Origin of the sequence: Caballeronia sp. LZ043 (assembly GCF_031451075.1) — a bacterium.
Classification (GTDB): domain Bacteria; phylum Pseudomonadota; class Gammaproteobacteria; order Burkholderiales; family Burkholderiaceae; genus Caballeronia.
Map to the genome: position 1 here is coordinate 1,291,054 of NZ_JARUXT010000001.1, position 25,736 is coordinate 1,316,789.

Genomic DNA, 25,736 nt, shown 5'->3' on the forward strand with positions numbered 1-25,736 from the left:
TGTACACCTGGTGCGGTACCTTGAACATCTATGCTTTCCTTTCTTTGGGTCGAGTTTATACGCGACCTGCTGGAAGGCGAAATTTCAGGGGAAGCTCAAACATTAAGGATGCAGGCGGACTGACGTGGCTCCAACATACGTTCCTGCGCGGCTTTACAGCAGACAATGTCACGAGCACCGCGATTCTCTGGAGTATCGCGTTGATATGCGGTGCGTCGATCGGCGTGATCCTGATCAAGAATGTACAAGCCCATTATGTGTATCAACAGGAATTGCTGGAGATGGCGCTGATGACGAAGGCTTCGGCCCGATTGACGCCTGAACACGAGCGCAGCCGCATCACGCGCCTGCCATCACCGCATCCGAAGCATGTCACTGATCGCCTCCGCCAACCCTTCCGGATTATCGTAAGCGATCATATGCGCGGTATCCGGCACGCATTGCACGACACACCCGGCCTGTTCGAACTTCCCGATATCCTCGCTGGTCGCCGAAGCCGACAAAATGATGCCTTTCTCGCATTCCAGCCGCGCGAGATCGCCGATCCAGTCGCTCGCGTTGTCATCCAGCGCTGACTGTGCCCACTGATGGATCGCATGCGGCGACGCGACTGAAAACGGCCCGAGCCACGCATCGTTCGTTCCTTGCGCTTCCAATTCCGCGAGAAACGCCGCAAAGCCTTGCTCGACGAATTCGTCTTCACTCATCGCGGTGATTTCAGACAGCATGGACACGCCATATTCGTTGAGTCCGGGCTCGCACAGAATGAGCGTGCCGCTTCGATCCGACAACGCCTGCGCCAGTTTCAGCGCAACGAATGCCCCGGCGCTGTGGCCGAAGAGATCGACGCCGGAGAACGTCTGAGCGTCGATGAATTTCGACAGCAATGCCGCCTGCGCTTCCGAGGAATACTTTCCCGAGTCGGGCTTGTCGCTGAAGCCCGATCCCATCAGATCCAACAAAAGCGATCGCTGTCTGGAATAACCCTTCGAAGCAATCACTGGCGGGTAATCGCTGCTCGACGCACAGCCTAAACCGTGAATGAAAAGCAGCGGCTGTTCCATATGCGAGTCCGGATAAAGATCGAAGAAACGGAGAATATCTTCTGATTCGTCTGCAACGAAGGTGTTCATTGTCATCCTTGAGAGCAATGCAAGCAGCAGAATGGCCCGGGTGATGAAGGCGCATTCTTCGATCGACAGGGAATGTCCAGTCCCATATTAAATCGACTCGACATCCGCAAAAGCCGTGCATTCAATTGTGACGATTCCAACCTTATGTCGTGCGGGGTGAGGGCGCTGTCGCTGCTTTGACGCAAGAAAAACTCCACCTGACCAGAATCCTGAAGCGAGGGGGCGTCGCGCTCGAACGCCACTGTCCACTCTCGTTCTAAAAAACCGAACACTACTGTCGCAGCGCGACACTTTTTTCACAAAGGACCGCGAATAGCATCAGGACCTGAACTCGGATGTTTGGGTGGAGCGCAACATGTCTTACAGGTCTTTCATGCCTTACAGATTTCGATCGGCAGCAACCAGCGCCCGCGTCGCGAATCTTGCCGTTCTTCTCGGCTTCTCGGTTTCCTGCGAGGCGGCGGCGTCTCGTTCTGGCTCGGTTCCGAACTTTCTTGCGCAAACCACGCTGGGCGCCGGCGTCAACCCCAACGGCATCGTGGCGTTCAACGAAGGCGCCGTGTTCGTGGCCACGACCGTTACGAATCAAAGCGGCACGCCGGTCGCCGAAGTGCTGATCTTCGGGAAGGTCAACAACACGTACCAACAAATGGGCATGGTCATGCTGAAGGTCGGCGGCTGGGCGGAAGGCATGAGCATCAAGCCGGACAAGACGAACTTGGTCGTTGCAATTAACCAGGGCAGCGTGGCGCCGGTGGACATCCGCGACGCGCTGGCCGGCACGGCGAAGCCTTCGTTCGTCAACCAAAGCAATGGCGGCACGATCGCCAACCCCGGCACCTTCGGGACATCCCACGCCGGACGGCAAATATGCGTTTATCGCCAATGAATGGGGCAAGCTGACGCCCACGTCCGATAAAGGCAACATCGGGATCATCGCGCTCGACAAGCAGCGCGACGGGCGAACCACAGGCACGCAGGTGGGCTTCATACCGATTGTCGGCAGTGGGCTGGCGGGCGTGTCCTTTTCCCCGAGCGGCAAGCGAGCCTTCGTGCCCGCCGAGTACGTGAACGCCACCGAAAACGAAACGCTATCGGGTACCAACAATGCATCGCTCATCAGCACGCAATGCTTCAAGGACAGTCCTCAAGCGACAGGTTCGAATGGCGCGCTCAATGTCATCGATGTGGCAAAGGCCATCCAAGGTGCCGCGACGTCAGGCAGTGCGCCGAACGTCATCAGCAATGCTGTCGTGACCTCTGTCGCTGCGGCCTGTTCGCCGGTTCGGGCCGAGGCAACTCAGGACGGATCCTCCGTGTGGATCACGGCGCGGGAAAGCAATGAACTCCTGCAATTCGATCGCGCCAGACTCGCCGTCGATCCTGACCATGCGTTGTTGCAGAGCGTGGGCAGCAATGGCCTGTTGCCGGTCGGGCTGTACCTGGATCCGGTGCGTCCCTATCTGATGGTGACGAACACGAATCGCTGGACACGAGCCCGACGAGCGCGACGAGCGGGGTGGCTCCGCCCCTCAACCCGGTGGACCTTTCGGTCTTTGATATCTCGGCGCCGCACGCCTGGCTGGTTCAGACGCTCCCGACCGGGCTGTTTCCACGCGAGATTGCCACGATCGACCGCGGGCGAACCGAATTTGTCTACGATTTCGATTCCTCCGTAGTGAGCGTGTTCAGGCAAACGGACGAGGGAACGGACTCCGGCGGCGCGGGCATCAGCCCGTCTGGATTCTTCGGCGCGCGCCCGGAACGGCGTTAATCTCATGGGGCGGACGACCGCGCGATCCGCAACCGCCCCTGAGGAACCCGCCGACATGCTTCGAACTCTCCTGTTTCGGCCCCTGATCGCATCGCGCGGCCCGACGTGAGCGCGCCTGCCACCGACTCGCTGTTCTTCGCCTTGTTCCCGGACGAAGCCGCGGCCGCGCGTCTTACCGACCTGTCCGCGCAACTCCGCACGCAGTACGGCCTGAAGGCGAGGGCGATACCGCCCGAGCGGCTCCACGTCACGCTGCATTATCTCGGCGCGTTCGCGGGCCTTCCAGACGAGCTGATTGCCCGGACGCATGCCGCTGCTTCAAGCATCGCGCTGCCGCCCGCCGAAATCGAACTCGCCTGGATCGAAAGCTTCCCGGGCCGTCGCGCGAAGCGTCCGCTGGTGCTTGCAGGCGATGCAAGCCCATCGTTTCACGCTCTCGAACGCACTCTCCACGCCGCGCTCGCTGACGCGGGCATCGCCGTCAAGCCTCATCCGCGATTCGTGCCGCATGTGACGCTGCTCTACGACGAACAGCGCGTGCCGCCCCATGCGGTCGCGCCGGTCGGCTGGCGCGCTGGCGAATTCGCGCTGGTGCGCAGCCTGCTCGGCCAGTCGCGCCACGAAGTCCTCGCGCGCTGGCCGCTCGAAGGCTGATCCGGCAAAACCATCGCACGGAAAGGCTTTCGAAGATTTTTCTGACGGGTTAAGGTTCGGGTATCGATACCCAAGCTGCACGCAACAGCGCTCCGCCCGGATCTCGAATACATGACTCGTTCCCGTCTGCTGCACGTCACGCCCGATACGCATCATGTCCAGATCGATCTGGTCTACGCGACCGATCGCAACCTCACCGGCAAGCCCATCTACAAGGCCCAGCACTGCCTGCTGCTGGAACCCGCAGAAGCCGCGTTGCGCAAGGCCGTCGGGATTGCGCGCAGCATCGGCATGACGCTCAGGATCTTCGACGCCTACCGTCCGCCGCAAGCCCAGAAGGTGCTGTGGGACTTCCTGCCCGATCCGACCTTCATCGCCGAACTCGGACGCGGCTCGAACCACAGTCGCGGCACGGCGCTGGACCTGACGCTCGTCGATCGCGACGGCCAGGAACTCGACATGGGCACCGGATTCGACGCGATGGTGCCCGCGTCCGAACACTTCCACGCGGTCCTGCCGGAGCACGTGCAGCGCAACCGCACCTTGCTGCTGGGCGTGATGCATGGCGCGGGCTTCACGCACATCAAGAGCGAGTGGTGGCATTACGAACTGCCGGGCTCGCGCGAACTCGAGGTGATCGACAACGAAGACAGCGGCCCGCTGCGGCTTATGTGATGGCGGCATTCAAAAGATCCACAGGACGACACCCGATGAAGAAGGCATTGACGGCGCTCGCGTTCGCGGCTGCGCTGACGGCAGGTTTCGGCACGCAGCCGGCGGGCGCGGCCACGCCGAAGGACATGTTCGTCATGGCGACCTTGCTCGACGAATTCACGTCGCTCGATCCCGGCGAGATCTACGAACTGGTGCCGGAGGAATACGTCGCGAACACGTATGACCGGCTGGTGCGCGTGGACCTGAAGGATCCGTCGAAATTCAATGGCGATGTCGCCGAGTCCTGGACCGTGAGCCCCGACGGCCTGACCTTCACCTTCAAGCTGCGTCCGGGCCTCAAGTTCCATTCCGGCAATCCGCTCACCGCCGCCGACGTCGCCTGGTCGATCCAGCGCACCGCGCTGCTCGACAAGGGCGCGGCGGCCGTGCTCGCGGGCATCGGGCTCACGAAGGCGAACGCGCTGCAGAACGTGAAGAAGCTGGACGACACCACGGTCTCCGTGACGACCGACCGCCGCTACGCCCCGACCTTCGTGCTGAACGTGCTCGGTTCGTGGCCGGCGTCGGTAGTGGATCGCAAGCTGCTCGAAACGCACGCGAAGGGCAATGACTACGGCAATGAGTGGCTCAAGACCAACGAAGCCGGCTCGGGCGCCTACAAGCTCGTCAAGTGGACGGCGAACGACAGCATCGTGTTGCAGCGTTTCGAAGGCTATCGCGTGCCGCTCGCGATGAAGCGCATCGTGCTGCGCCACGTGACCGAGGCCGCGAGCCAGCGGCTGATGATCCAGAACGCCGACATCGACGTGGCGCGCGATCTCTCGCCCGACGACCTCGACACGCTGTCGAAGTCCGGCGTCATCAAGGCGACGGCCGTGCCGCAGGCCACGCTGATGTACCTCGGGCTCAACAACAAGAACCCGAATCTCGCGAAGCCCGAAGTCTGGGAAGCCATGAAGTGGCTGATCGATTATCAGGGCATCCAGAAGAACGTGATCCGCACCACCTACAAGGTGCATGAAACCTTCCTGCCTGAAGGCTTTCTCGGCGCCTTGAACGAAAACCCGTATCACCAGGATGTCGCGAAGGCCAAGGCGCTGCTCGCGAAGGCCGGGCTCCCGAACGGTTTCACCGTGAAGATGGACGTGCGCAACGACTATCCTTACAGCGAGATCGCGCAGGCGGTGCAGGCCAATCTCGCGCTCGCGAACATCAAGGTGCAGCTCGTGCCGAGCGACAACAAGCAGACGCTCGGGCGCTATCGCGCGCGGGCGCATGACATCTACATCGGCGAGTGGTCGGCGGACTATATCGATCCGCACAGCAACGCCCAGGGCTTCGTGTGGAACCCGGACAACTCGGACGCATCGAGCTACAAGATGCTCGCGTGGCGCAACGCGTGGGACATCCCGCAACTGACGAAGGAAACCGATGCCGCGCTCGCCGAGAGCGACACGAAGAAGCGTGCGCAGCTGTACGAGAAGATGCAGCGCGAGGTGCTGGCGAAGTCGCCGTTCGTGATCATGTTCCAGAAGGTGTCGCAGGTGGCGGCGCGTCCGGGCGTGACCGGCCTCGAAGTCGGGCCGATCAACGATCTCGTGTCCTATCGCAATCTCAGGAAGCAGTGAGCGACGCCGTGCGCACGGTGAGCTTCTTCGAGCGCGTGCGCGCCGCCGGCGCGCGGCGCGGCGGCGTGCGCTTCGCGTGGGCGCTGCTGCGCTGGTTCGCGATGCTCGCCATCACCTTCACCGGGCTGCTGGCGATCACGTTCTTCATTGGCCGCAAGATTCCGATCGACCCCGTGCTGGCCATTCTCGGCGACCGCGCGTCCGCCACCGCCTATGCCGCCGCGCGGCTGCAACTCGGCCTCGACAAGCCGCTCGTCGAGCAATTCCTGATCTACGCGCGCGATGTGCTGCATGGTCATCTCGGCATCTCGCTGCTGACAGCGAATCCCGTCATCGATGACATCAAGCGCGTGTTTCCCGCCACCCTCGAACTGGCGACGCTGTCGACCTTCATCGGCGTGGCGATCGGCGTGCCGCTCGGCGTTGTGGCAGCAGTGCGGCACAACCGGATCGTGGATCATGTCGCGCGCGTGATCGGGCTTGCGGGCAGTTCGGTGCCGGTGTTCTGGCTTGCGCTGATGGGCCTGCTGCTGTTCTACGCACGGCTGCATTGGGTGTCGGGTCCGGGCCGCATCGATCCGCTCTACGACGGCATGGTCGATACCCGCACCGGCAGCCTGCTGATCGATGCGCTGCTCGCCGGCGAGTGGGATGTCTTCAAAAACGCGTTCTCGCACATCGCGCTGCCGGCGGGCGTGCTGGCGTTCTATTCCATCGCGTATCTGTCGCGCATGACGCGCTCGTTCATGCTCGAACAACTGAGCCAGGAATACGTGACGACGGCGCGCGCCAAGGGCCTGCCCGAGCGCCGCGTGATCTGGCGTCACGCGTTCGGCAATATCGCGGTGCCGCTGCTGACGGTGATCGCGCTCGCCTACAGCTACTTGCTCGAAGGTTCAGTGCTGACGGAGATCGTGTTCGCGTGGCCCGGCATCGGCTCTTATCTGACGGGCGCGCTGCTCAACGCCGACATGAACGCCGTGCTCGGCAGCACGCTCGTGATCGGCGCGACCTTCATTGCGCTCAATCTGCTGACCGATGCGCTGTACCGCGTCTTCGATCCCCGCGCGCGCTGACATGGAGCCCACACGCCGATGCAATCGCCCGCGGAACGCACGCCGATGACACGCGAACGTGGAAGCTTACGCGCCTGGCTGCTCACCGACACGCCCGCGTCCGCGCGTCAGGCGTCGCTCGGGCGCGCGTACCGGCGCTGGCGGAGTTTCGCGTCGAATCCACTCAGCATGCTCGGCCTCGCGATCCTGCTGGTGCTCGTGCTGATGGCCGCGTTCGGGCCGCTCGCCGTCACGCGCGATCCGTTGGCGCAAGTGCTCGCCGAACGCCTGACGCCGCCGGGCGCGGCGCACTGGTTCGGCACCGATCAGCTCGGCCGCGACATCCTCTCGCGGCTCGTGTACGGCTCGCGCCTGACGCTGGCGATCGCGCTGCTGGTGGTCGTGCTCGTCGTGCCGGTGGGCTTGCTGATCGGCACGGTGGCGGGGTATTGCGGCGGCATCGTCGATACGGTGCTGATGCGCGTCACCGACGTTGCGCTCGCGTTTCCGAAGATCGTGCTGGCGCTGGCCTTCGCCGCGGCGCTGGGGCCGGGCGTGCTGAATGCGGTCATCGCGCTCTCGATCACCGCGTGGCCGCCGTATGCGCGGCTCGCGCGCGCCGAGTCGCTGCGGCTCGCGCAGTCGGACTATATCCACGCGGCGCGCCTGCAAGGGGCCTCGCATCTGCGCATCGTGCTGCGTTATATCGTGCCGATGTGTTCGTCGTCGGTCATCGTGCGCGCCACGCTCGACATGGCCGGCATCATTCTCGCCGTCGCGGGGCTGGGCTTTCTCGGGCTGGGCGCGCAGCCGCCGAGCCCGGAATGGGGCTACATGGTCGCCGCCGGCCGCAACGTGCTGCTGGACGCCTGGTGGGTCGCGACCATTCCCGGCCTCGCGATCCTCGCGGTGAGCCTCGCCTTCAACCTGCTCGGCGATGGTCTGCGCGACGTCTTCGATCCCCGTCATGGAGGCTGACATGGATGAGCCGCTGGCACGGATCGACGGCCTGAAGGTGGCCTTCACCGCCACCGACGGCACGCTCACGCCTGCCGTGCGCGGCGTCTCGCTGACGGTGCAACGCGGCGAACGGCTCGGCATCGTCGGGGAATCGGGCTCGGGCAAGTCGCTGACCGGGCGCGCGCTGCTCGGCTTGCTGCCGCCCGAGGCGCGCTGGTCCGCCGACGCGCTGCGCTTCGAAGGGCAGGATCTGCTGGCGATGCGGCCGAAGGAACGGCGCCGGTTGTGCGGCACGCGCATGAGCATGATCCTGCAGGACCCGAAGTACTCGCTGAATCCGGTGATGACGGTCGCGCAGCAGATGCGCGAGACCTTCGTCCGGCAGACGCCCGGCGAGAGCCGGCGACAGCTGCGCGAGCGCATCGTCGCGGCGCTGGAAGCGGTGCATATCCGCGATCCGCAGCGCGTGGCCGATGCCTATCCACACGAGCTGTCGGGCGGCATGGGGCAGCGCGTGATGATCGCGATGATGGTGAGCGCGGGGCCGCGACTCCTGATCGCCGACGAGCCCACGAGCGCACTCGACGTCCTCGTGTCGATGCAGGTGCTGGCCGTGCTCGACGAGATGATCGAACGCCACGACACCGGGCTCGTGTTCATCAGTCACGATCTGCCGCTGGTGATGTCGTTCTGCGACCGCGTCGCGGTGATGTACGGCGGTCGCATCGTCGAGACCTGTGCGGCGCGCGATCTGCGGCACGCCACGCATCCCTATACGCAAGGTCTGCTCGCCGCGCATCCGCCGCTCGATCATCCCCCCGACGAACTGCCGACCTTGCGTCGCGATCCCGCCTGGCTCGCGGAGACGTTCGACGCGGGAGTCGCGCGATGATCGAAATCGAGCGCGCGCTGATCCGCTTCAGCACCCGCACCGGTCACGTCGATGCCGTGCGCGACGTGTCCTTGCAAGTGGAGGAGGGCGAGGTGTTCGGGCTCGTCGGGGAATCGGGCAGCGGCAAGTCGACGCTCCTGCGCGGCCTCGCCGGTCTCGTGCCGCTCGCAGGCGGGACGATGCGCATCGGCGGCGAGACGACGCCGCGCCGCGCGCGCCGCGATGTGCAGATGGTGTTCCAGGACCCGTACGGCGCACTGCATCCGCGCTTCACCGTCGACAAGACCTTGCGCGAGCCGCTCGCCATTCACGGCATTGGCGACCCGGACGCGCGCATCCTCGCCGCGCTGGGCGAAGTCGGGCTCGGGCCGGCCTTCAGGTTTCGCTATCCGCATCAGTTGTCGGGCGGCCAGCGGCAGCGGCTGTCGATCGCGCGTGCGCTGATCGTCGGGCCGCGCGTGCTGCTGCTCGATGAACCCACGTCCGCGCTCGACGTGTCCGTCCAGGCCGAAATCCTGAATCTGCTGCGGCGGCTGCATCGGGAACGCAAGCTTACGATGGTCCTCGTCAGCCACAACCTGTCGGTCATCGGCTTCCTGTGCAGCCGGATTGCCGTGATGCGCAATGGCGAGATCGTCGAGCAGGTGAGCGTGGACGCGGTGCGCGCGCGCCGCGTCGAACACGAGTACACGCGGCGCCTGCTCGCCGCCACCGAAGGCTATACGCGTCGTCCGCATGGGGCGCCACGGACGTAGTCGTCGTACAAGCATATCCGGCAGCGCGCGGTCAAACGCATGTTGCGCAAAGGACGCATATCGATGTCAGTAAGCCCTGTATACGGTGCTAACCCACAGAGCGCGCTTCATCAGACGAAAACCGCTCCGCGCCCGCTGATAGAATAGGCACTGGATTGTCGAGACGTGCCGAACACCACACGAATTGGGTCTTCCGGCTGCCCTCCGACTTCAGGCTAACCAACGCAAATCGTGACAGACCGTGCCCGCCCCAGACGGGCGCCAACCGGTCGAAATCCCCGATGAAATTGCTAGATGCTTTGGTCGAACAGCGGATCAATGAAGCCGCCGCACGTGGCGAGTTCAACGACTTGCCGGGCGCGGGCGCTCCGCTCCAGTTCGCAGACGACGTCCTCGTACCCGAGGAAGTGCGCGTCGCCAATCGAATTCTCAAGAATGCGGGCTTTGTCCCGCCTGCCGTCGAGCAACTCCGGGCCCTGCGCGGCCTCCAGGAGGAGTTCGACCGGGTGACGGATCCCGCCGCCCGCTGCCAGCTGCAAGCCAGGATGCTCGCCCTCGACATGGCCCTCGAATCGTTGCGTGGCGGCGGTTGCGTGCCGCACGAATATCGCCGGCGTATCGCCGAACGGCTCTCGGAGCGCGCGCTGTCCCGCGCGGCGCAACCGCCGAAGTGACCGTCACTTCCGACGCGCCGCCTCCGGGCGACTTGCCCGCAGCGCTTTCTGTTGCGGATTTCCCCAGCGAACGCGACCGCCGTTTCATGGCGCTCGCGCAGCGCGCCGCCGACGAAGCCCGCCGCGCGGGCGAGGTGCCGGTGGGCGCCGTCATCGTGCTGGGCGATGAAGTCATCGCCACCGGTTTCAACCATCCGATCCACGCGCACGATCCGTCCGCACACGCCGAAATGGTCGCGCTGCGCGCCGCTGCACAGAAGCTCGAAAATTACCGGTTGCCGGGCTGCGAACTCTATGTGACGCTCGAGCCCTGTTTGATGTGCTCGGGTGCGATCATGCATGCACGCATCGCACGCGTCGTCTACGGCGCCACCGATCCGAAAACGGGTGCCTGCGGCAGCGTAATCGACGTGTTCGCGAACGGGCAGCTCAATCACCACACGTCGGTGACGGGCGGCGTGCTTGCCGACGAGTGCGGCCACGCGCTGAAGAATTTCTTTGCCGAACGCAGGCGCCTGGCCCGGGAAGAACGCGATGCACGTCGCGCGCGGGAAGCCGCGGCTGCGTCGGGCGCGGGCGTTTCTTCTTCCGCAACGATCACGAATCCAACGACAACACCGTGAAAACACGCACCATCGACCTCGTTGCGCCCTCCGGTTATCCGGGCGATCCCGCCGCAGTGGAGCGCGGACTCACGCGTTTGCGCAGGGAAGGGCATCGGCTGGAGAACGCCGAGGCGACGCGCCGGCGCTTCCAGCGTTTCGGCGGCACGGATGCGGAGCGCGCGGCGGATCTGAACCGTCTCGCCGATCCTGGGCGTCCGCTGCCCGATATCGTGCTGGCGGTGCGCGGCGGCTACGGCGCGACGCGTCTTCTGCACGGGCTCGATTATCTGGGCCTGCGCCGTCTGGCGGATCAGCCGGTGGCGATCGTCGGTCACAGCGATTTCACGGCGATCCAGTGCGCGCTCTACGCGCATGCGGGCGTGAAGAGTTTCGGCGGGCCGATGTTCGCAGGCGATTTCGGCGCCGAGAACCTGAGCGCCTTCACGATGCAGCACTTCTGGAACGCGATCTCGCACGCGGAGTTCACGGTGCGGAGCAACGTGCCGCAGCGTGAGTCGGTCGATGCCACCGGCATGCTGTGGGGTGGCAATCTGGCGATTCTGGCGTCGCTGGTGGGTACGCCGTATCTGCCGCCGGTCGAAGGCGGGATTCTGTTCATCGAAGACGTCAACGAGCATCCGTTCCGTATCGAGCGGATGATCTATCAGCTGCATCAGGCGGGCGTTCTCGGGCGGCAGCAGGCGATCGTGATGGGCGAGTTCTCCGGTGGACGGCTCTCGGACTACGATAACGGCTATTCCCTCGACGCCATGATCGAGCAGGTGCGCACCGTGACGGGCGTTCCGGTGATCACGGGCCTGCAATTCGGGCACGTCGAGAACTTGCTGACGCTGCCTTTCGGTGCGACGGCGCATCTCGTCGCCGAGCCGCGCGGATTCATGCTGAAGCTGTCCGACTATCCGCACCTGAGTTGAGGCTCAATGCGGAACCGCAAAAGGCGCCGCAAGGCGCTTTTTTTTTCGTCTCCACGGGCAACTAACCGCCGAATTTTGCTTTGCACGCCGTATCAGGTACCGCCATTGGCCGCGAACGATTGTCGACAAAAACGTGCGTGCAATGCTGACAAAAACGGAAGTAATGGGCTGAGAGGCCCTTATTTACGGCGTCTCAGCGTGCATGAGCTGCTGAAAACAGTCGATTCGCAGCAATTAATTGAAATTGATTGTTGACAATCATTATGTCGCTTCTAAGATGGTCAACATGCAAGCGAGCACATCATGTCCGACGCCCAGTCCACTGCCGCACTGAATGCCTTATCGAGCGCCCCCGGCAACCCGGGCGCGGCGAATGCCGAGTCGATCGCCGAGAACATCCGCGACGCGATCCTCGAACATCGTCTGGCGCCAGGCGCCAAGCTGACCGAGGCGCAACTATGCGAAGTCTTCGCGGTGAAGCGCGGCACGGTACGTCAGGCGCTGGCGCAACTGGCGAACGAACGGCTCGTCGATCTGGAGCCGAACCGCGGCGCCTTCGTCGCGAGTCCGTCGCTGCAGGAAGTGCATGAAGTGTTCGAGATGCGCCGCATCATCGAGCTGGCGGTCGTCGAACGGATCGCGCAGGGGCATGGCACGCGCCGCCTCAAGTCGATCAGCGCGACGATCGGACGGGAACGCCGCGCCTTCGAAAGCCACGATTTTTCGTCATGGATCCGGCTCTCCGGCGAGTTCCATACGGAGCTCGCGGCGCTCACCGGCAACACGGTGCTGTGCGACTGTCTCGCCGGTCTGGTCGCGCGCTCGACGCTGATCTCGGCGCTGTACGAGTCACTCGGCAAGAGTTCGTGTTCGTTCGAGGATCACGAAGCCATCCTCGCCGCGCTCGACGCAGGTCGCGCACCCGAGGCCGCCGAATTGATGGCCCGCCATCTGCGCGATGTCGAACTGAAGATGCTGGAGCGGCCGGCGCGCGGCGCGGTCGATCTGAGGGAAGTATTCGCAAGGCCCGCCGGACGCGACACGCCGTCCGACACGTAGTAACCACACGATTCAGTCACACCGCGCCCCGTCATATACCGGGCGCGCGGCAAGTCGCATGCGTCGAAAACGCAATGCGCGTTGCATTGAACCGCACGCTCACATGAGCAGCACATGAGCGGCAGATGAACAACCGCCGCCGGGCGGGCGCCAAGGCACATGCCTGAAGCGCTCTCGGCTTCACGCCCGGCGGCGCAAACGCAAATCCAAAGAGTATCGCGCTGCGCCGGACAGGAAAGGACGACAGCGAAGGTATCCGGCCCGCAAGGGTCTTTCGGGAATCTGCAGTCATTCATCACGCAAGCAGCCAATGAAGGAGACGTCATGGCCCAGTTCAGTGCATCAGGCAGCTCAGCCCTGCCGCAATACGAAGAGCAGGCCCCCGGACACGATCCGGGCATGCCCGCCGGTTACAGCGACCGCCTCTACAACGAAGACCTCGCCCCGCTCAAGAACCAGACCTGGGGCGCCTACAACATCTTTGCCTTCTGGATGTCCGACGTGCACAGCGTCGGCGGCTACGTGTTCGCCGGCAGTCTGTTCGCGCTCGGCTTGACGAGCTGGCAAGTGCTGGTGTCTCTGTTGATCGGCATCGGCTTCGTCAATGTGCTCTGCAACCTGATCGCGAAACCGAGCCAGGTTGCGGGCGTGCCGTATCCGGTCGCGTGCCGCGCCACCTTCGGCGTGCTCGGCGCGAACATTCCGGCCGTGATCCGCGGCCTCATCGCGGTGGCGTGGTACGGCATCCAGACCTATCTCGCCTCGAGCGCACTGGTGATCGTGGTGCTGAAGTTCGTGCCTTCGCTGATGCCCTATGCCGATGTCCACAAGTACGGCTTCGTCGGGCTCTCCGCGCTCGGCTGGGCGGGCTTCATGCTGCTGTGGGTGCTGCAGGCCGTCGTGTTCTGGCGCGGCATGGAGATGATCAAGAAGTTCATCGACTTCGCCGGTCCCGCCGTCTACGTGGTCATGTTCATGCTCGCCGGCTACATGGTGTGGCGCGCGGGCATCAGGAACATCGGCCTGAACCTCGGCGGCGTGAAGTATCACGGCATGGAGGTGATCCCGGTGATGATCACCGCGATCTCGCTGGTCGTGTCGTACTTCTCCGGTCCGATGCTCAACTTCGGCGACTTCTCGCGCTACGGCAAGAGCTTCCGCAGCGTCAAGCGCGGCAACTTCTGGGGATTGCCCGTCAACTTCCTGGCGTTCTCGCTGGTCACGGTCATCACCACCGCGGCCACCTTGCCGGTGTTCGGCCAGCTGATTACCGATCCGGTCGAAACCGTCGGCCGCATCGATCATCCGACCGCCGTGATCCTCGGCGCGCTGACCTTCACGATCGCGACCATCGGCATCAACATCGTCGCGAACTTCGTGTCGCCGGCCTTCGACTTCTCGAATGTCGCGCCGAAGCTCATCAGCTGGCGCATGGGCGGCATGCTCGCCGCGACCGCGTCGATCTTCATCACGCCGTGGAACCTGTTCAACAACCCGGCCGTGATCCATTACACGCTGGATATCCTGGGCAGCTTCATCGGACCGCTGTACGGCGTGCTGATCCTCGACTTCTACATGGTCAAGCGCGGCAAGCTCGCCGTCGACGATCTCTACACCGTCTCTGAGCAAGGCCGCTACTGGTACACGAAGGGCGTGAACCGCCGTGCGGTGATGGCGCTGCTGCCGGCCGCCGTGATCGCGATCCTGTGCGTGATGCTGCCGTCGCTCGAAGGCGCTGCGAACTTCTCGTGGTTCATCGGCGCGGGCCTGGGCGCGCTGTTCTATTACTTCCTCGCGGACCGCAAGCATCCGGTCTGATGCCGTGGACCGACAAGACCAACAAGAACCTGAGAGCCTTTTCGAAGCAGTACGTGGAGAACCGCAATGCGCATCAAACTGATCAACCCCAACACGACGCAGCGCATGACCGACGCGATGGGCCACTGCGCCCGGCAAGTGGCCGCGCCCGGCACGGAGATCGTGGCGGTAAGCCCGACGATGGGCCCGCCGTCGATCGAAGGCTATTACGACGAAGCGGTGGCCTCGCTCGGCCTGCTGGCCGAGATCGAGGCGGGAGAGAAGCAGGGTTTCGACGGCTATGTGATCGCCTGTTTCGGCGATCCCGCCCTGTACGCGGCGCGCGAACTGGCGCGCGGACCGGTGATCGGCATCGCGGAGGCCGCGATGCATGCGGCGAGCGTGATCGCGCCGGGCTTCTCGGTGGTGACGACCTTGCAGCGTACGGTCGGCATGGCGTGGCATCTGGCCGAGCGCTACGGCATGTCGCGCTTCTGCAAGAACGTTCGCGCCACCGACGTCGCCGTGCTCGAACTGGACGAGCCGGGTTCGTCGGCGCGGCAAACGATCATCGACGAATGCCGGCGCGCGCTCGACGAGGACGGCTCGGACGCCATCGTGCTCGGCTGCGCGGGCATGGCGGAGTTCTGCCGCGAAGTGGAGGACGCGGTGGGCGCGCCGGTCGTGGAAGGCGTCACGGCGGCCGTGAAATGGACCGAGGCGCTCGTCGCGCTGAAACTCCATACCGCCAAGCGCGGCGACTACGCGCGGCCGCTGGCGAAGCGCTACGACGGCGTGCTGGCCGATTTCAGTCCGCGCTGAGCCTGCAACGGCGCGCCGGCGGGTTCCACATACCGCTGGCGTGACCCGGATTATCTGCCCTGATGTATGGGCGCGTCCGGGTCTTTTGGCTACACTGAATCGTCAACAATCCCGCTTTTTCAACGCCAGACTGCGAACGCCCAGCCATGTCACACGATCCGAACTATCCACGCGACCTGATCGGCTACGGCCGCCACCCGGTCCAGGCCAACTGGCCGGGGAATGCACGCATTGCCGTGCAATTCGTGCTCAATTACGAGGAAGGCGGCGAGAACTGCGTGCTGCACGGCGATCCGGGCTCGGAACAGTTCCTGTCGGAGATCGTCGGCGCGGCGTCGTATCCGTCGCGTCACATGAGCATGGAGTCGATCTACGAATACGGCTCGCGCGCAGGTGTGTGGCGCATCCTGCGCGAGTTCGAGAAGCGCGGTTTGCCGCTCACCATTTTCGGCGTGGGCATGGCCATCGAACGTCATCCGGAACTGGCGAAGGCGTTCGTCGAACTGGGACATGAGATCGCGTGCCATGGCTATCGCTGGATTCACTATCAGGATATGTCGGCGGAGCGCGAAGCGGAACACATGCGCCTCGGCATGGAAGCGATCGAACGCGTGACCGGCGTGCGGCCGCTCGGCTGGTACACCGGCCGCGACAGTCCCAACACGCACCGGCTGGTGGCGGAGTACGGCGGCTTCCTCTATGACTCGGACAACTACGGCGACGACCTGCCGTTCTGGACCGAAGTGGAGGTGACAGGCGGCGAGAAGAAACCGCATCTGATCCTGCCGTACACGCTCGACACCAATGACATGCGCTTCGCGACGCCGCAAGGCTTCAATACCGGCGATCACTTCTTCACCTATCTGAAGGACGCGTTCGACGTGCTGTACGCCGAGGGCGACGAAGCGCCGAAGATGCTCTCGATCGGCATGCATTGCCGTTTGCTGGGCCGTCCGGGCCGCTTCCGCGGCCTGCAGAAATTCCTCGATCACATCGAGCAGCACGACCGCGTGTGGGTCACGCGGCGCGTGGACATCGCGCGGCACTGGCGCGAGCACCATCCTTTCGATCAATCCAGCAACGGGACGGCGGCATGAAGGCGATGCACTACTCACTCGACCAACTCAATTCCATGCCCGCCGACACCTTCGTGACGGTGCTCGCCGGCATCTTCGAACATTCGCCGTGGGTGCCGGAAGCGGCGGCGCGGCAGCGTCCCTTCAAGGACATCGACACGCTGCATGCGGCGATGTCGCGCATCGTCGAGACGGCGGGCGAAGATAAGCAGCTCGCGCTGATCAACGCCCACCCGGAACTCGCGGGCAAGGCGGCGGTGCGCGGCGAACTGACCGCCGAGTCGACGCGCGAGCAAAGCGGCGCGGGCCTCGACCTGTGCACGCAGGAAGAATTCGACCGGCTGCAATCACTCAATACGCGCTATCGCGAGAAGTTCGGCTTTCCGTTCATCCTCGCGGTGCGCGGCTATGACCGGCACGGCATCATCGCGAACTTCGAGCAGCGCGTGCATCACGATCGCGCCGAAGAGCTGCGCACGAGCCTCGACCAGATCTACCGGATCGCCCGTTTCAGGCTGAACGACCTGATCCAGGCTTGATCCGCCTTCACCGCCACGCTCCACGATAAGGACTTGATAAATGGCTATTCCGACACTCGATCCCAACGCACCCGAATTCACGCGCCGCCATGTGAACCTGGCGGATCCGCGTCTGGGCGCGCAGGCACTCGAGGCGAGCGACGATTTCTTCGCGCCGAAGGAGCGCATGCTGAATCCCGAGCCGGCCGTGTTCATTCCCGGCAAGTTCGACGATCACGGCAAGTGGATGGACGGCTGGGAAACCCGCCGCAAGCGTTCGACCGGCTATGACTGGTGCATCGTCAAGCTGGCGCGGCCGGGCGTCATCAAGGGCATCGATCTCGATACGAGCCACTTCACCGGCAACTTCCCGCCGGCGGCGTCGATCGAGGGTGCGCATGTGATCGAAGGCGCGCCGAACCAGTCGACGCAGTGGACCGAGATCGTGCCGTCCACGACCTTGCAGGGCAACAACCATCACTATCTGGACGTGAAGACGGAGCAGCCGTTCACGCATTTGCGCGTGAACATCTATCCGGACGGCGGCATTGCGCGGCTGCGCGTCTATGGCCAGCCGCAGCTCGACTGGAGCCGTGCGGACCGCAATACGCTGGTCGATCTCGGCGCGATGGAAAACGGCGCCTATCTGGTCGGCACCAACAACCAGCACTTTGGCTTGGCGTCGACGCTGCTGATGCCGGGCCGCGGCGTCAACATGGGCGACGGCTGGGAAACGCGCCGCCGACGCGAACCGGGCAACGACTGGTGCATCGTCGCGCTGGCGCAACCGGGCGTCATCAAGAAGGTGGAAGTGGATACCGCGCACTTCAAGGGCAACTATCCCGACCGCTGCTCGCTCCAGGCGGCGTATGTGAAAGGCGGCACGGACAGCTCGCTCGTCACGCAGGCGATGTTCTGGCCGGTCCTGCTCGGCGAACAGAAGCTGCAGATGGACAAGCAGCATTTCTTCGAATCCGAGCTCGAAGCGCTCGGTCCGGTGACGCACGTGCGCTTCAACATCTTCCCTGATGGCGGCGTGTCGCGCCTGCGTCTTTTCGGAACCCTGGCATCATGAAGAAACTCGTCATCGAACCGTTGACGCGCGCTGCATTCGAGCCGTTCGGCGATGTCATCGAGCTCGATGGCGCGAAGCAGATCCCGATCAACCTGGGTACGACGATCCGTTTCCACGATCTGTGCCGTGTCGATGTGACGGACGGCGGCGGTCACGCGATCGTCAATCTCTTTCGCGGGCAGCCGCGCGCGCTGCCGTTCGAATGCACGATGCTGGAACGGCATCCGTTCGGCAGCCAGGCGTTCATTCCGCTGGATGACCGGCCGACTCTGGTGGTCGTCGCGCCCGCGGGCGATCTCGACGAAACGAAGATTCGCGCTTTCGTCACGCGCGGCTGGCAGGGCGTCAACTACGCGAAGGGCGTATGGCATCATCCGTTGCTCGCGCTGGACAAGGTGAGCGATTACATCGTCGTCGATCGTGGCGGCGGCGAAGGGCATAACCTCAACGAGCAGGACCTGAGAGAGTCGTTGTGGCTGACTGAAGAAGCCATGCGCTGAGACGCATCGTCGGGCGGACAGGCAAGGACCGGTTGCAGTCGAGCCGGTCCTTTTTGTTTTGGGGCGTTAAGATAGGCGGCTCATTTCCCCGACGACCCACACACGATGATCGATCTGCGCAGCGATACCGTTACCCGTCCCAGTCAGGCGATGCTCGCCGCGATGTCGGCGGCCGAAGTCGGCGACGACGTCTGGGGCGACGATCCCACCGTCCTCAAGCTCCAGGCGACGCTCGCCGAACGCACCGGCAAGGAAGCCGGACTGTTCTTTCCGAGCGGCACGCAAAGCAATCTCGCGGCACTGATGGCGCATTGCGCGCGCGGCGACGAGTACATCGTCGGGCAGGCGGCGCATACCTACAAGTACGAAGGCGGCGGCGCCGCGGTGCTGGGCAGCATCCAGCCGCAGCCCATCGAGAACGCAGCGGACGGCTCGCTGCCGCTCGAGAAGATCGCGGCGGCCATCAAGCCTATCGACAATCACTTCGCGCGCACGAAGCTGCTCGCGCTCGAGAACACCATCGGCGGGAAGGTGCTGCCGGCGTCGTATGTCGACGAGGCGACGCGTCTTGCACGCGCTCGCGGGCTGTCGGCGCATCTGGACGGCGCGCGCGCATTCAATGCGGCGGTGGCGTCGGGCAGGCCGATTGCGGACATCTGCGCGCCGTTCGACAGCGTGTCGATCTGTTTTTCGAAGGGGCTGGGTGCGCCGGTCGGCTCGGTGCTGGTGGGGCCGCGTGCGTTGCTGGACGTGGCGGGCCGCTGGCGCAAGGTGCTGGGCGGCGGGATGCGGCAAGCGGGACTGCTCGCGGCTGCTTGTCTGCATGCGCTGGACCATCATGTCGAAGGGCTCGCGCGGGATCACGAGAACGCCGAGCGTCTCGCCGCGGGGCTTGCGCAGATCGAACCGATCAAGGTGCTGTCGCAAGCGACGAACATGGTGTTTGCGCAGATTCCTGAAACGCATTGCGCTTCGCTGGAGGCGTATCTGAAGGAGCGGGGCATTCTGATGCAGATGCTGTATGCGTCGCGGTTCGTGACGCATCGGGATGTGTCGCGGGACGACATCGATACGGTGATTCAGGCGGTCAAGGGGTATTTTGCGCGGTGAGGTGTTTCGATTGCGTATCGGAGAGGCGGGCTCGATGAAATCGTCTGCCTGGTTGAATCGGCTCGGAGGAAAGGGCCGATTCAACCAGCGGTCAGCAGGAGCAGGGAGCATCCGATAGATGCTTCACTCATCCCGGAATTCGATTCCCTTCGGATATGCGAAGTCGAATTCAACGACTGTCGATAAAAAACTCGTTCAGCCGGATCTGCGCCAATAACCGTCTTCCGTTGCTCCAAACGCAAGCTTTTCATTGATTGCGTACCAGGAGGCCGCAGTGAACCAGGACAGATAGAGCGTGCCGTTTGTGCGTTCGTAGTAGATCCTCGGCTCTTCAATTCCTCCCGCGCGATTGTTTGAATCGACATCCGTCGAGAAGGTGAGTACGGACAGTGGCGCCTCGACATACGGGAAGGTGCAATCAATCCATTGCGCCGGATTCGCCAGAATATCCCAGTCAATCACTCGCTTTCTTGAATCGAGCGCCATTGAGAACGAACTGCCTGTGAGAACGTAGCCACGGGGATGGATACTGAACTGGCAGTCGAGCGCCTGACTTAGCGTCCCGGTGTCTGTCGTAGGTTCGCCATCACCATAAGTAATCTCGCACATCAATGAACAGGCGTTAACATCCCAGTAGCTTTTGACCAAAGGAGGTTCGTGCGGTGCCGGCTCTACCTTGATCATCAGGTTCATTTGATCTGCTTATAGAGAAAATGAAGAAATAGTATAGTCTTTCTCGCGTACCAGCACTTCGAGCACATACGCATTCCCGTTAATCTTGATGGCTTGTTCATACATGGATAACCCTTTCATGTTTCTCGGATCCGGGCCACGCTTTCCAAACATTATTGCGAGTCGCAGGATATGCACGGGCACGAATCGATGGGGGTTTCTCATGTGCGTCAGCGGTTGAGCCGCAAACTTTATCGGTGCCTGCGCCATCGCAAGATAGCGCGATCGCAATCCGGATAAGGTATGTTCGCCGACAGCCGCCCCTATACCCCGAAGTCCCGAGCGAGTAAAACTTTGCATTCCTGCGCGCCAATACCCTCCGACCATCAAGATAATGTCGAGTGGATCGAGCAACGGTGTTTCCAGTGATTTTTCCGTTAAATGCAAGATCCCGCCGAGCGAGTAAATCCGGGAAACGCCCGCAATCTCATCCTGATACCCAATGACGGCGTTCAGATATTCGTCGTAGATTGGTTTCGCCCGTTGTGGGACACCGGGCGGACGCAATTCGAAAATGTCAGGTGTCACTGGTTTATGCTTATCATCCCAGTGGTACGACGGCTCAGTATGGTCATACTGTACGGACGCTGGAAAATCCATTGTTGACTAACCCGTATCAGAATAAGCGCACAAGCGCGCTATCCAGGCGATACTCTCGCGCCGGATCGAAGGCTGATACACGAATAGTCTTAAAAATACGGGTCTGTTCTCGTAAAGCGGTCGCGAACGTATTCGATACCCCGCAATCGGCGCTGCAAAACAAAAACCCCGGTTTCCTGGACCGAAGTCCACCGAAGCGGGGTTCCGTTCAAACTTGAACCAGGCTTTTTCAAGCCAGAAGCACCACCTTACTCCACCGCCCCTCCCGCAAACCACGCCGCCACCTTCTGCCGCTCGGCATCGGTCATCTGCGTGACATTCCCCAGCGGCATCGCCTTCAGCGTCACCGCCTGCTGATTCACGCGCTGCGCGTTCTGCTTGATCTCCGCCGGCGTATCCAGCAACACGCCCGCCGGCGCGCTGCCCATCATCGTCGGATGCGCGGAATGACACGTCGCGCAGCGCTGCTGAATGATCGGCTGGATATCCGCGACCTTGATCGTCGGCGCACCGGCGGCCTGCGCGACGGGCATCGTCGGCGCGGGCATCGTCCACGCGAACGCGCCCAGCACCAGCACCAGTCCCGCGACTGGCATGTACCACAGCACCTGGCCGCGATGACGCATCACGAAGAACTGGCGGATCAGCGCGCCGGCCAGCATGATCAGCACCAGAATCAGCCAGTTGAACTTGTGCGTGTAGGTCATCGCATAGTGGTTCGACAGCATCGCGAACACCACCGGCAGCGTGAAATACGTGTTGTGCACCGAGCGCTGCTTGCCGCGCTTGCCGTAGATGGCATTCGGCGTTTCGCCCTTGAGCATCGCGGCGACCATCTTGCGCTGCCCCGGAATGATCACGAAGAACACGTTCGCCGACATGATGGTCGCAATCATCGCGCCGGTGATCAGGTAGGCGGCACGGCCCGCGAACACGTGGCACGCGATGAACGCCGCCACCAGCACATACACGCCTACGCAGATGCCGAGCAGCTTGTCGTTGGTGCCGAGCAGGCGGCACAGCGTGTCGTACACGATCCAGCCGGCCATCAGGAAGCCCAGCGCCGCCGACACCGCGACCACCGGGCCCATGTCCAGCACGCTCTTGTCGATCAGATACGTCGACGGCGACAGCAGATACAGCACGAAGAAGAGGCCGAAGCCGGACATCCACGTCGTGTACGACGGCCAGAACGACCAGTGCAGGTTCTCCGGCATGTCCTGCGGCGCGACAGAATACTTCTGCATGTGATAGAACCCGCCGCCGTGCACGTGCCAGAAGTCGCCGAACACGCCGCGACGGCGCGCGTTCGGGTCGGTCGGCGGTTTCAGGCTGTTATCCAGGGCGACGAAGTAGAACGATTCGCCGATCCAGGCGATCGCCACGATGACGTGCAGACAGCGCAATACGAGATTGAGCCAGTCGGTGACAAAGCCTTCCATGTACTCCTCCACTACCGATTTGTTTTATGCGCGCCGTCTGCGAGGGGACCAGGGGCAGGGCGCGAAGTCATTGTCTTGAGCGTGTTCTCAACTGCCGCGATACGTGCTGTACGCCCACGGCGAAACCAGCAGCGGCACGTGATAGTGCGACGCCGCGTCCGCGATGCCGAAGCGCAGCACCACGCGGTCGACGAAACGTGGTTCGGGCACTTTCACGCCCAGCTTCGCGAAGTAATCGCCCGCATGGAACACGAGTTCGTATTCGCCGATGCGGAATTCGGCGCCTTCGAGCAGCGGCGCATCGGCGCGGCCGTCGTCGTTGGTGTGGATGGTCTTGAGCGCGCGGCGCGAGTCGCCGTCGAGCGCGAACAGTTCGACCTGAAGATGCGCGCCCGGGCGGCCGTGCGCGGTGTCGAGGACGTGGGTAGTGAGCTTGCCCATTCGCAGTTTCCTTGAGTTATGCGAGATCTGGCGGAGCGCTGATCCGAAATTCCGCGTCCCCGGGGCGGGATGCGTGTGCGGCGGATCGAGGCTCCACGTCAGTGGCTACATACCCGTCGGCGTTTCGGATGCGCGCCGTGTACAGCATTGTAGGAAGTCGCCGCGCGCTGTGCGCCCGCGATAGGAAAGATAATGCCCAACGCATGAGCGCGGTCCGAACAGCCCTCGCGCGCATCTGCCGGGGTCTCCCGGCGATGCTAACCGCGCCAAAAATCAGGAATATATCGGCGGGCTGAGGACGACCATGACGGGAGTCTGATTGCGTCCGAATTTTTGGCTGCGGACAGTGGCAGTGCGCGCACGATATCTGGATACTGTGCCGCGTCCCGAAGACGGCGTCCTGCGCTGGGTAACCGGGGCTTCACCGGACCCCATCACCGTTTTCAGGAGAAACAATCGATGCAAGCCAGAACCCTGTTGGTCAGAAACGCCCACATGCTCGTCACGATGGACGCGCAGCGCCGCGAAATCGCCGACGGCGGCATGTATATCGAAGGCAACCGCATTGTTGCAGTCGGCCCGATGAGCGAACTGCCGTCAACCGCCGACGACATCCTCGACATGCGCGGCCAGCTTGTGATTCCAGGCCTCGTCAACACTCACCATCACATGTACCAGAGCCTGACGCGCGCGATTCCTGCCGCGCAGAATGCCGAGCTGTTCGGCTGGCTCACTAATCTCTACAAGATCTGGGCGCATCTCACGCCGGAGATGATCCACGTTTCCACCCAGACTGCGATGGCCGAGCTGCTGCTCTCCGGCTGCACGACGTCCAGCGACCATCTTTACATCTACCCGAACGGCAGCCGGCTCGACGACAGCATCGCGGCCGCGCGCGAGATCGGCATGCGCTTCCACGCGGCGCGGGGCAGCATGAGCGTCGGCCAGAAGGACGGCGGTCTGCCGCCCGATTCCGTCGTCGAGCAGGAAGACGCGATCCTGAAGGACACGCAGCGCCTCATCGAGACGTATCACGACGCCGGCCGCTACGCGATGCTGCGCGTCGTCGTGGCGCCGTGCTCGCCGTTTTCCGTGAGCCGCGAGCTGATGCGCGACGCCGCGCTGCTCGCGCGCGAACACGGCGTCTCGCTGCACACGCATCTGGCCGAAAACGTCAACGACGTCGCCTACAGCCGCGAGAAATTCGGCATGACGCCCGCCGAATACGTGGAGGATCTCGGCTGGGTCGGCCATGACGTATGGCACGCGCACTGCGTGCAGCTGGATCGCGCCGGTATCGAACTGTTTGCGCGCACCGGCACCGGCGTCGCGCATTGTCCGTGCTCGAACATGCGGCTGGCTTCCGGCATCGCGCCGATTCGCGCCATGCGCGATGCCGGCGTGCCGGTGGGGCTCGGCGTGGACGGCTCTGCGTCGAACGACGGCGCGCAGATGGTCGCGGAAGTGCGCCAGGCCTTGCTCTTGCAGCGCGTGGGCTTCGGCCCCGACGCGATGACCGCGCGCGAGGCGCTCGAAATCGCCACGCTCGGCGGCGCGAAAGTGCTCAATCGCGACGACATCGGCGCACTCGCGCCCGGTATGGCAGCGGACTTCGTGTCGTTCGATCTGGCGCAGACGGCGTTCGCGGGCGCGCTGCACGATCCGGTCGCGGCGCTGGTGTTCTGCGCGCCGTCGCAGGTATCGACGAGCGTGATCGACGGCAAGGTTGTCGTGAAGGACGGCCGCCTGACGACGCTCGATCTCGGCGCGGTCGTCGAACGGCACAACCGTCTGGCGGGCGAGCTGGCAAACCAGGCGTAAAAAGCAGCGGGGCGCCCGAAGGCGCCCCGTGCGGCATCACGGCTGATCGATCAGCGAGCGCGTCGCCTCCGCGACGAGCCCGCGCAGCCAGCGGACTTCATCGGAGTAATGGCAGCGCTCGTGCCACAGCTGGTAGTACTGCATCGGCGGAAAATCCAGCGGCGCGGCCACGACGGCCAGCGGCAGGAAGCGCGCGTAATGATCCGCGAAGAGCCGCGTCGTCGTGAACACGAGGTCCGACTTGATCAGCACGTATGGCGCGAGATTGAAGTACGGCAGCGTCACGACCACATGGCGCTTGAGCCGCTCGCGCGCCAGATGCACGTCGATCGCGCCGCGCTGGCCGACCGAATAGGGCGTCGGCGCGAGATGCGGGGCGTTCAGGTACTGGTCGAGCGTCAGGCCGCCGCGCTTGGCGAAGGGATGCGTATTGCTGACGAGACAGACGATCTTGTCGACGAACAGATTGGACAGATGCAGTTGCTCGGGCGGTTCGGGCCAGTTGCCGACGACGATATCGAGCTTGCCGTCTTCCAGCGCGAGCTCGTAGTCGAACGCCGGGCCGAGCGAATGAAATTCGAGCGTGGCGTCGGGCGCGGCCTGGCGAAAGCGTTCGACGACCGTCGGCACGAACAGCACGTTGAGATAATCGGGGCAGCCGATGCGATAACACCGGACCGACGTCGACGGGTCGAAGTTGTGCTGCTGCACCTTGATGCGCTCGATTTCGCGCAAGGCGTTTTGGGTGGGTTCGAGGAGGCGCAGGCCGTATTCGGTGGGCACCATGCCGGACTTGCCGCGTACCAGCAGCGGGTCGCCGGTGATGTCGCGCAGGCGGCGCAGCGCTGCACTGATAGCCGGTTGCGACTGGTTGAGCTTGACGGCCGCGCGGGTCACGCTGCGTTCCATCAGCAGGGTGTGCAAGACGCGCAATAAGTAAGTATCGATCGCCTCGCGTTGCTGACTCATGTTATCTCCACTATACGTTCTGCCTGATATCAGC

The 25,736-nt window shown here is 63.5% G+C and carries 27 protein-coding genes; 21 read left to right on the forward strand and 6 right to left on the reverse strand.

Annotation, left to right across the window (positions count from 1 at the left end; all coding sequences use genetic code 11):
- Window positions 1-353: 353 nt before the first annotated feature.
- The gene (locus tag QCE64_RS05745; protein WP_310003032.1) at window positions 354-1,133 is read right to left on the reverse strand and encodes an alpha/beta hydrolase; all 780 of its coding nucleotides are present in this window, start codon (window positions 1,131-1,133) and stop codon (window positions 354-356) included.
- A 355-nt stretch (window positions 1,134-1,488) separates the two neighbouring features.
- Here QCE64_RS05745 and QCE64_RS05750 point away from each other — a divergent pair, with 355 nt between their 5' ends.
- The 20 genes from QCE64_RS05750 to ltaE all read left to right on the forward strand — a co-directional run bounded on the left by QCE64_RS05750 (window position 1,489) and on the right by ltaE (window position 19,697).
- Window positions 1,489-2,022, forward strand: coding sequence for a hypothetical protein (locus QCE64_RS05750; protein ID WP_309915540.1), 534 nt, complete (start codon window positions 1,489-1,491; stop codon window positions 2,020-2,022).
- The gene (locus QCE64_RS05755) at window positions 1,946-2,812 is read left to right on the forward strand and encodes a hypothetical protein (RefSeq protein ID WP_310003034.1); all 867 of its coding nucleotides are present in this window, start codon (window positions 1,946-1,948) and stop codon (window positions 2,810-2,812) included. The genes QCE64_RS05750 and QCE64_RS05755 overlap by 77 nt, the downstream gene beginning before the upstream one ends.
- Before the next feature lie 200 nt (window positions 2,813-3,012).
- Entirely contained in the window at window positions 3,013-3,561 is a 549-nt protein-coding gene (gene thpR, locus QCE64_RS05760; RefSeq protein ID WP_310003036.1) for an RNA 2',3'-cyclic phosphodiesterase, read from the forward strand.
- Between the two features lie 111 nt (window positions 3,562-3,672).
- Window positions 3,673-4,236, forward strand: a complete 564-nt coding sequence (gene ddpX / locus QCE64_RS05765; RefSeq protein ID WP_310003038.1) for a D-alanyl-D-alanine dipeptidase — start codon at window positions 3,673-3,675, stop codon at window positions 4,234-4,236.
- A gap of 35 nt (window positions 4,237-4,271) precedes the next feature.
- Window positions 4,272-5,864, forward strand: coding sequence for an ABC transporter substrate-binding protein (locus QCE64_RS05770; protein ID WP_310003040.1), 1,593 nt, complete (start codon window positions 4,272-4,274; stop codon window positions 5,862-5,864).
- A gap of 8 nt (window positions 5,865-5,872) precedes the next feature.
- Window positions 5,873-6,940 carry an ABC transporter permease gene (locus QCE64_RS05775; RefSeq protein WP_309919660.1) on the forward strand — a complete coding sequence of 356 codons (1,068 nt, stop codon included), beginning with the start codon at window positions 5,873-5,875 and terminating at the stop codon, window positions 6,938-6,940.
- 45 nt (window positions 6,941-6,985) lie between these two features.
- Window positions 6,986-7,897: a nickel transporter permease gene (nikC, locus tag QCE64_RS05780; RefSeq protein WP_309931571.1), complete on the forward strand. Its 912-nt coding sequence runs from the start codon at window positions 6,986-6,988 to the stop codon at window positions 7,895-7,897.
- Between the two features lies 1 nt (window position 7,898).
- A complete protein-coding gene (locus tag QCE64_RS05785) occupies window positions 7,899-8,771 on the forward strand; it encodes an ABC transporter ATP-binding protein (protein WP_309915557.1) in 873 nt (290 codons plus the stop codon).
- Entirely contained in the window at window positions 8,768-9,526 is a 759-nt protein-coding gene (locus QCE64_RS05790) for an ABC transporter ATP-binding protein (protein ID WP_310003042.1), read from the forward strand. Before QCE64_RS05785 ends, QCE64_RS05790 begins: the two co-directional genes overlap by 4 nt.
- 281 nt (window positions 9,527-9,807) lie before the next feature.
- Window positions 9,808-10,200, forward strand: a complete 393-nt coding sequence (locus QCE64_RS05795) for a DUF1992 domain-containing protein (RefSeq protein ID WP_309919663.1) — start codon at window positions 9,808-9,810, stop codon at window positions 10,198-10,200.
- A complete protein-coding gene (gene tadA, locus QCE64_RS05800; RefSeq protein WP_404987298.1) occupies window positions 10,197-10,823 on the forward strand; it encodes a tRNA adenosine(34) deaminase TadA in 627 nt (208 codons plus the stop codon). Before QCE64_RS05795 ends, tadA begins: the two co-directional genes overlap by 4 nt.
- Window positions 10,820-11,740 carry a muramoyltetrapeptide carboxypeptidase gene (gene ldcA / locus QCE64_RS05805; protein WP_309915562.1) on the forward strand — a complete coding sequence of 307 codons (921 nt, stop codon included), beginning with the start codon at window positions 10,820-10,822 and terminating at the stop codon, window positions 11,738-11,740. Before tadA ends, ldcA begins: the two co-directional genes overlap by 4 nt.
- 303 nt (window positions 11,741-12,043) lie before the next feature.
- Entirely contained in the window at window positions 12,044-12,799 is a 756-nt protein-coding gene (locus tag QCE64_RS05810) for a GntR family transcriptional regulator (RefSeq protein WP_309915565.1), read from the forward strand.
- Between the two features lie 324 nt (window positions 12,800-13,123).
- Window positions 13,124-14,617 carry an NCS1 family nucleobase:cation symporter-1 gene (locus tag QCE64_RS05815; protein ID WP_309929897.1) on the forward strand — a complete coding sequence of 498 codons (1,494 nt, stop codon included), beginning with the start codon at window positions 13,124-13,126 and terminating at the stop codon, window positions 14,615-14,617.
- Window positions 14,618-14,683: 66 nt separating this feature from the next.
- The gene (locus tag QCE64_RS05820) at window positions 14,684-15,418 is read left to right on the forward strand and encodes an aspartate/glutamate racemase family protein (RefSeq protein WP_309808113.1); all 735 of its coding nucleotides are present in this window, start codon (window positions 14,684-14,686) and stop codon (window positions 15,416-15,418) included.
- 146 nt (window positions 15,419-15,564) lie between these two features.
- Window positions 15,565-16,515 (forward strand): allantoinase PuuE, encoded by a 951-nt coding sequence (puuE, locus tag QCE64_RS05825; protein WP_309808114.1) that lies wholly within the window; start codon window positions 15,565-15,567, stop codon window positions 16,513-16,515.
- The gene (gene uraD, locus QCE64_RS05830) at window positions 16,512-17,033 is read left to right on the forward strand and encodes a 2-oxo-4-hydroxy-4-carboxy-5-ureidoimidazoline decarboxylase (RefSeq protein WP_310003044.1); all 522 of its coding nucleotides are present in this window, start codon (window positions 16,512-16,514) and stop codon (window positions 17,031-17,033) included. The genes puuE and uraD overlap by 4 nt, the downstream gene beginning before the upstream one ends.
- A 40-nt stretch (window positions 17,034-17,073) precedes the next feature.
- On the forward strand, window positions 17,074-18,087 hold the full coding sequence (gene alc / locus QCE64_RS05835) for an allantoicase (protein WP_309915578.1): 1,014 nt from the start codon (window positions 17,074-17,076) through the stop codon (window positions 18,085-18,087).
- The gene (locus QCE64_RS05840) at window positions 18,084-18,587 is read left to right on the forward strand and encodes an ureidoglycolate lyase (RefSeq protein WP_309915582.1); all 504 of its coding nucleotides are present in this window, start codon (window positions 18,084-18,086) and stop codon (window positions 18,585-18,587) included. The genes alc and QCE64_RS05840 overlap by 4 nt, the downstream gene beginning before the upstream one ends.
- Before the next feature lie 105 nt (window positions 18,588-18,692).
- Window positions 18,693-19,697: a low-specificity L-threonine aldolase gene (gene ltaE / locus QCE64_RS05845; protein ID WP_310003046.1), complete on the forward strand. Its 1,005-nt coding sequence runs from the start codon at window positions 18,693-18,695 to the stop codon at window positions 19,695-19,697.
- A gap of 195 nt (window positions 19,698-19,892) precedes the next feature.
- Here the strand turns inward: ltaE and QCE64_RS05850 are convergent, their stop codons facing one another.
- The 4 genes from QCE64_RS05850 to uraH all read right to left on the reverse strand — a co-directional run bounded on the left by QCE64_RS05850 (window position 19,893) and on the right by uraH (window position 22,912).
- Entirely contained in the window at window positions 19,893-20,390 is a 498-nt protein-coding gene (locus tag QCE64_RS05850) for a hypothetical protein (RefSeq protein WP_310003048.1), read from the reverse strand.
- A gap of 9 nt (window positions 20,391-20,399) precedes the next feature.
- Window positions 20,400-20,957 carry a hypothetical protein gene (locus tag QCE64_RS05855; protein WP_310003050.1) on the reverse strand — a complete coding sequence of 186 codons (558 nt, stop codon included), beginning with the start codon at window positions 20,955-20,957 and terminating at the stop codon, window positions 20,400-20,402.
- 320 nt (window positions 20,958-21,277) lie between these two features.
- Entirely contained in the window at window positions 21,278-22,471 is a 1,194-nt protein-coding gene (locus QCE64_RS05860; RefSeq protein ID WP_309808121.1) for a urate hydroxylase PuuD, read from the reverse strand.
- Window positions 22,472-22,558: 87 nt separating this feature from the next.
- A complete protein-coding gene (gene uraH / locus QCE64_RS05865) occupies window positions 22,559-22,912 on the reverse strand; it encodes a hydroxyisourate hydrolase (protein ID WP_309915591.1) in 354 nt (117 codons plus the stop codon).
- Between the two features lie 459 nt (window positions 22,913-23,371).
- Here uraH and QCE64_RS05870 point away from each other — a divergent pair, with 459 nt between their 5' ends.
- Entirely contained in the window at window positions 23,372-24,733 is a 1,362-nt protein-coding gene (locus QCE64_RS05870; RefSeq protein ID WP_310003052.1) for an 8-oxoguanine deaminase, read from the forward strand.
- 36 nt (window positions 24,734-24,769) lie between these two features.
- Here QCE64_RS05870 and QCE64_RS05875 read toward each other — a convergent pair whose 3' ends face one another.
- Window positions 24,770-25,702 (reverse strand): LysR substrate-binding domain-containing protein, encoded by a 933-nt coding sequence (locus QCE64_RS05875; protein ID WP_310003055.1) that lies wholly within the window; start codon window positions 25,700-25,702, stop codon window positions 24,770-24,772.
- Window positions 25,703-25,736: the final 34 nt, after the last annotated feature.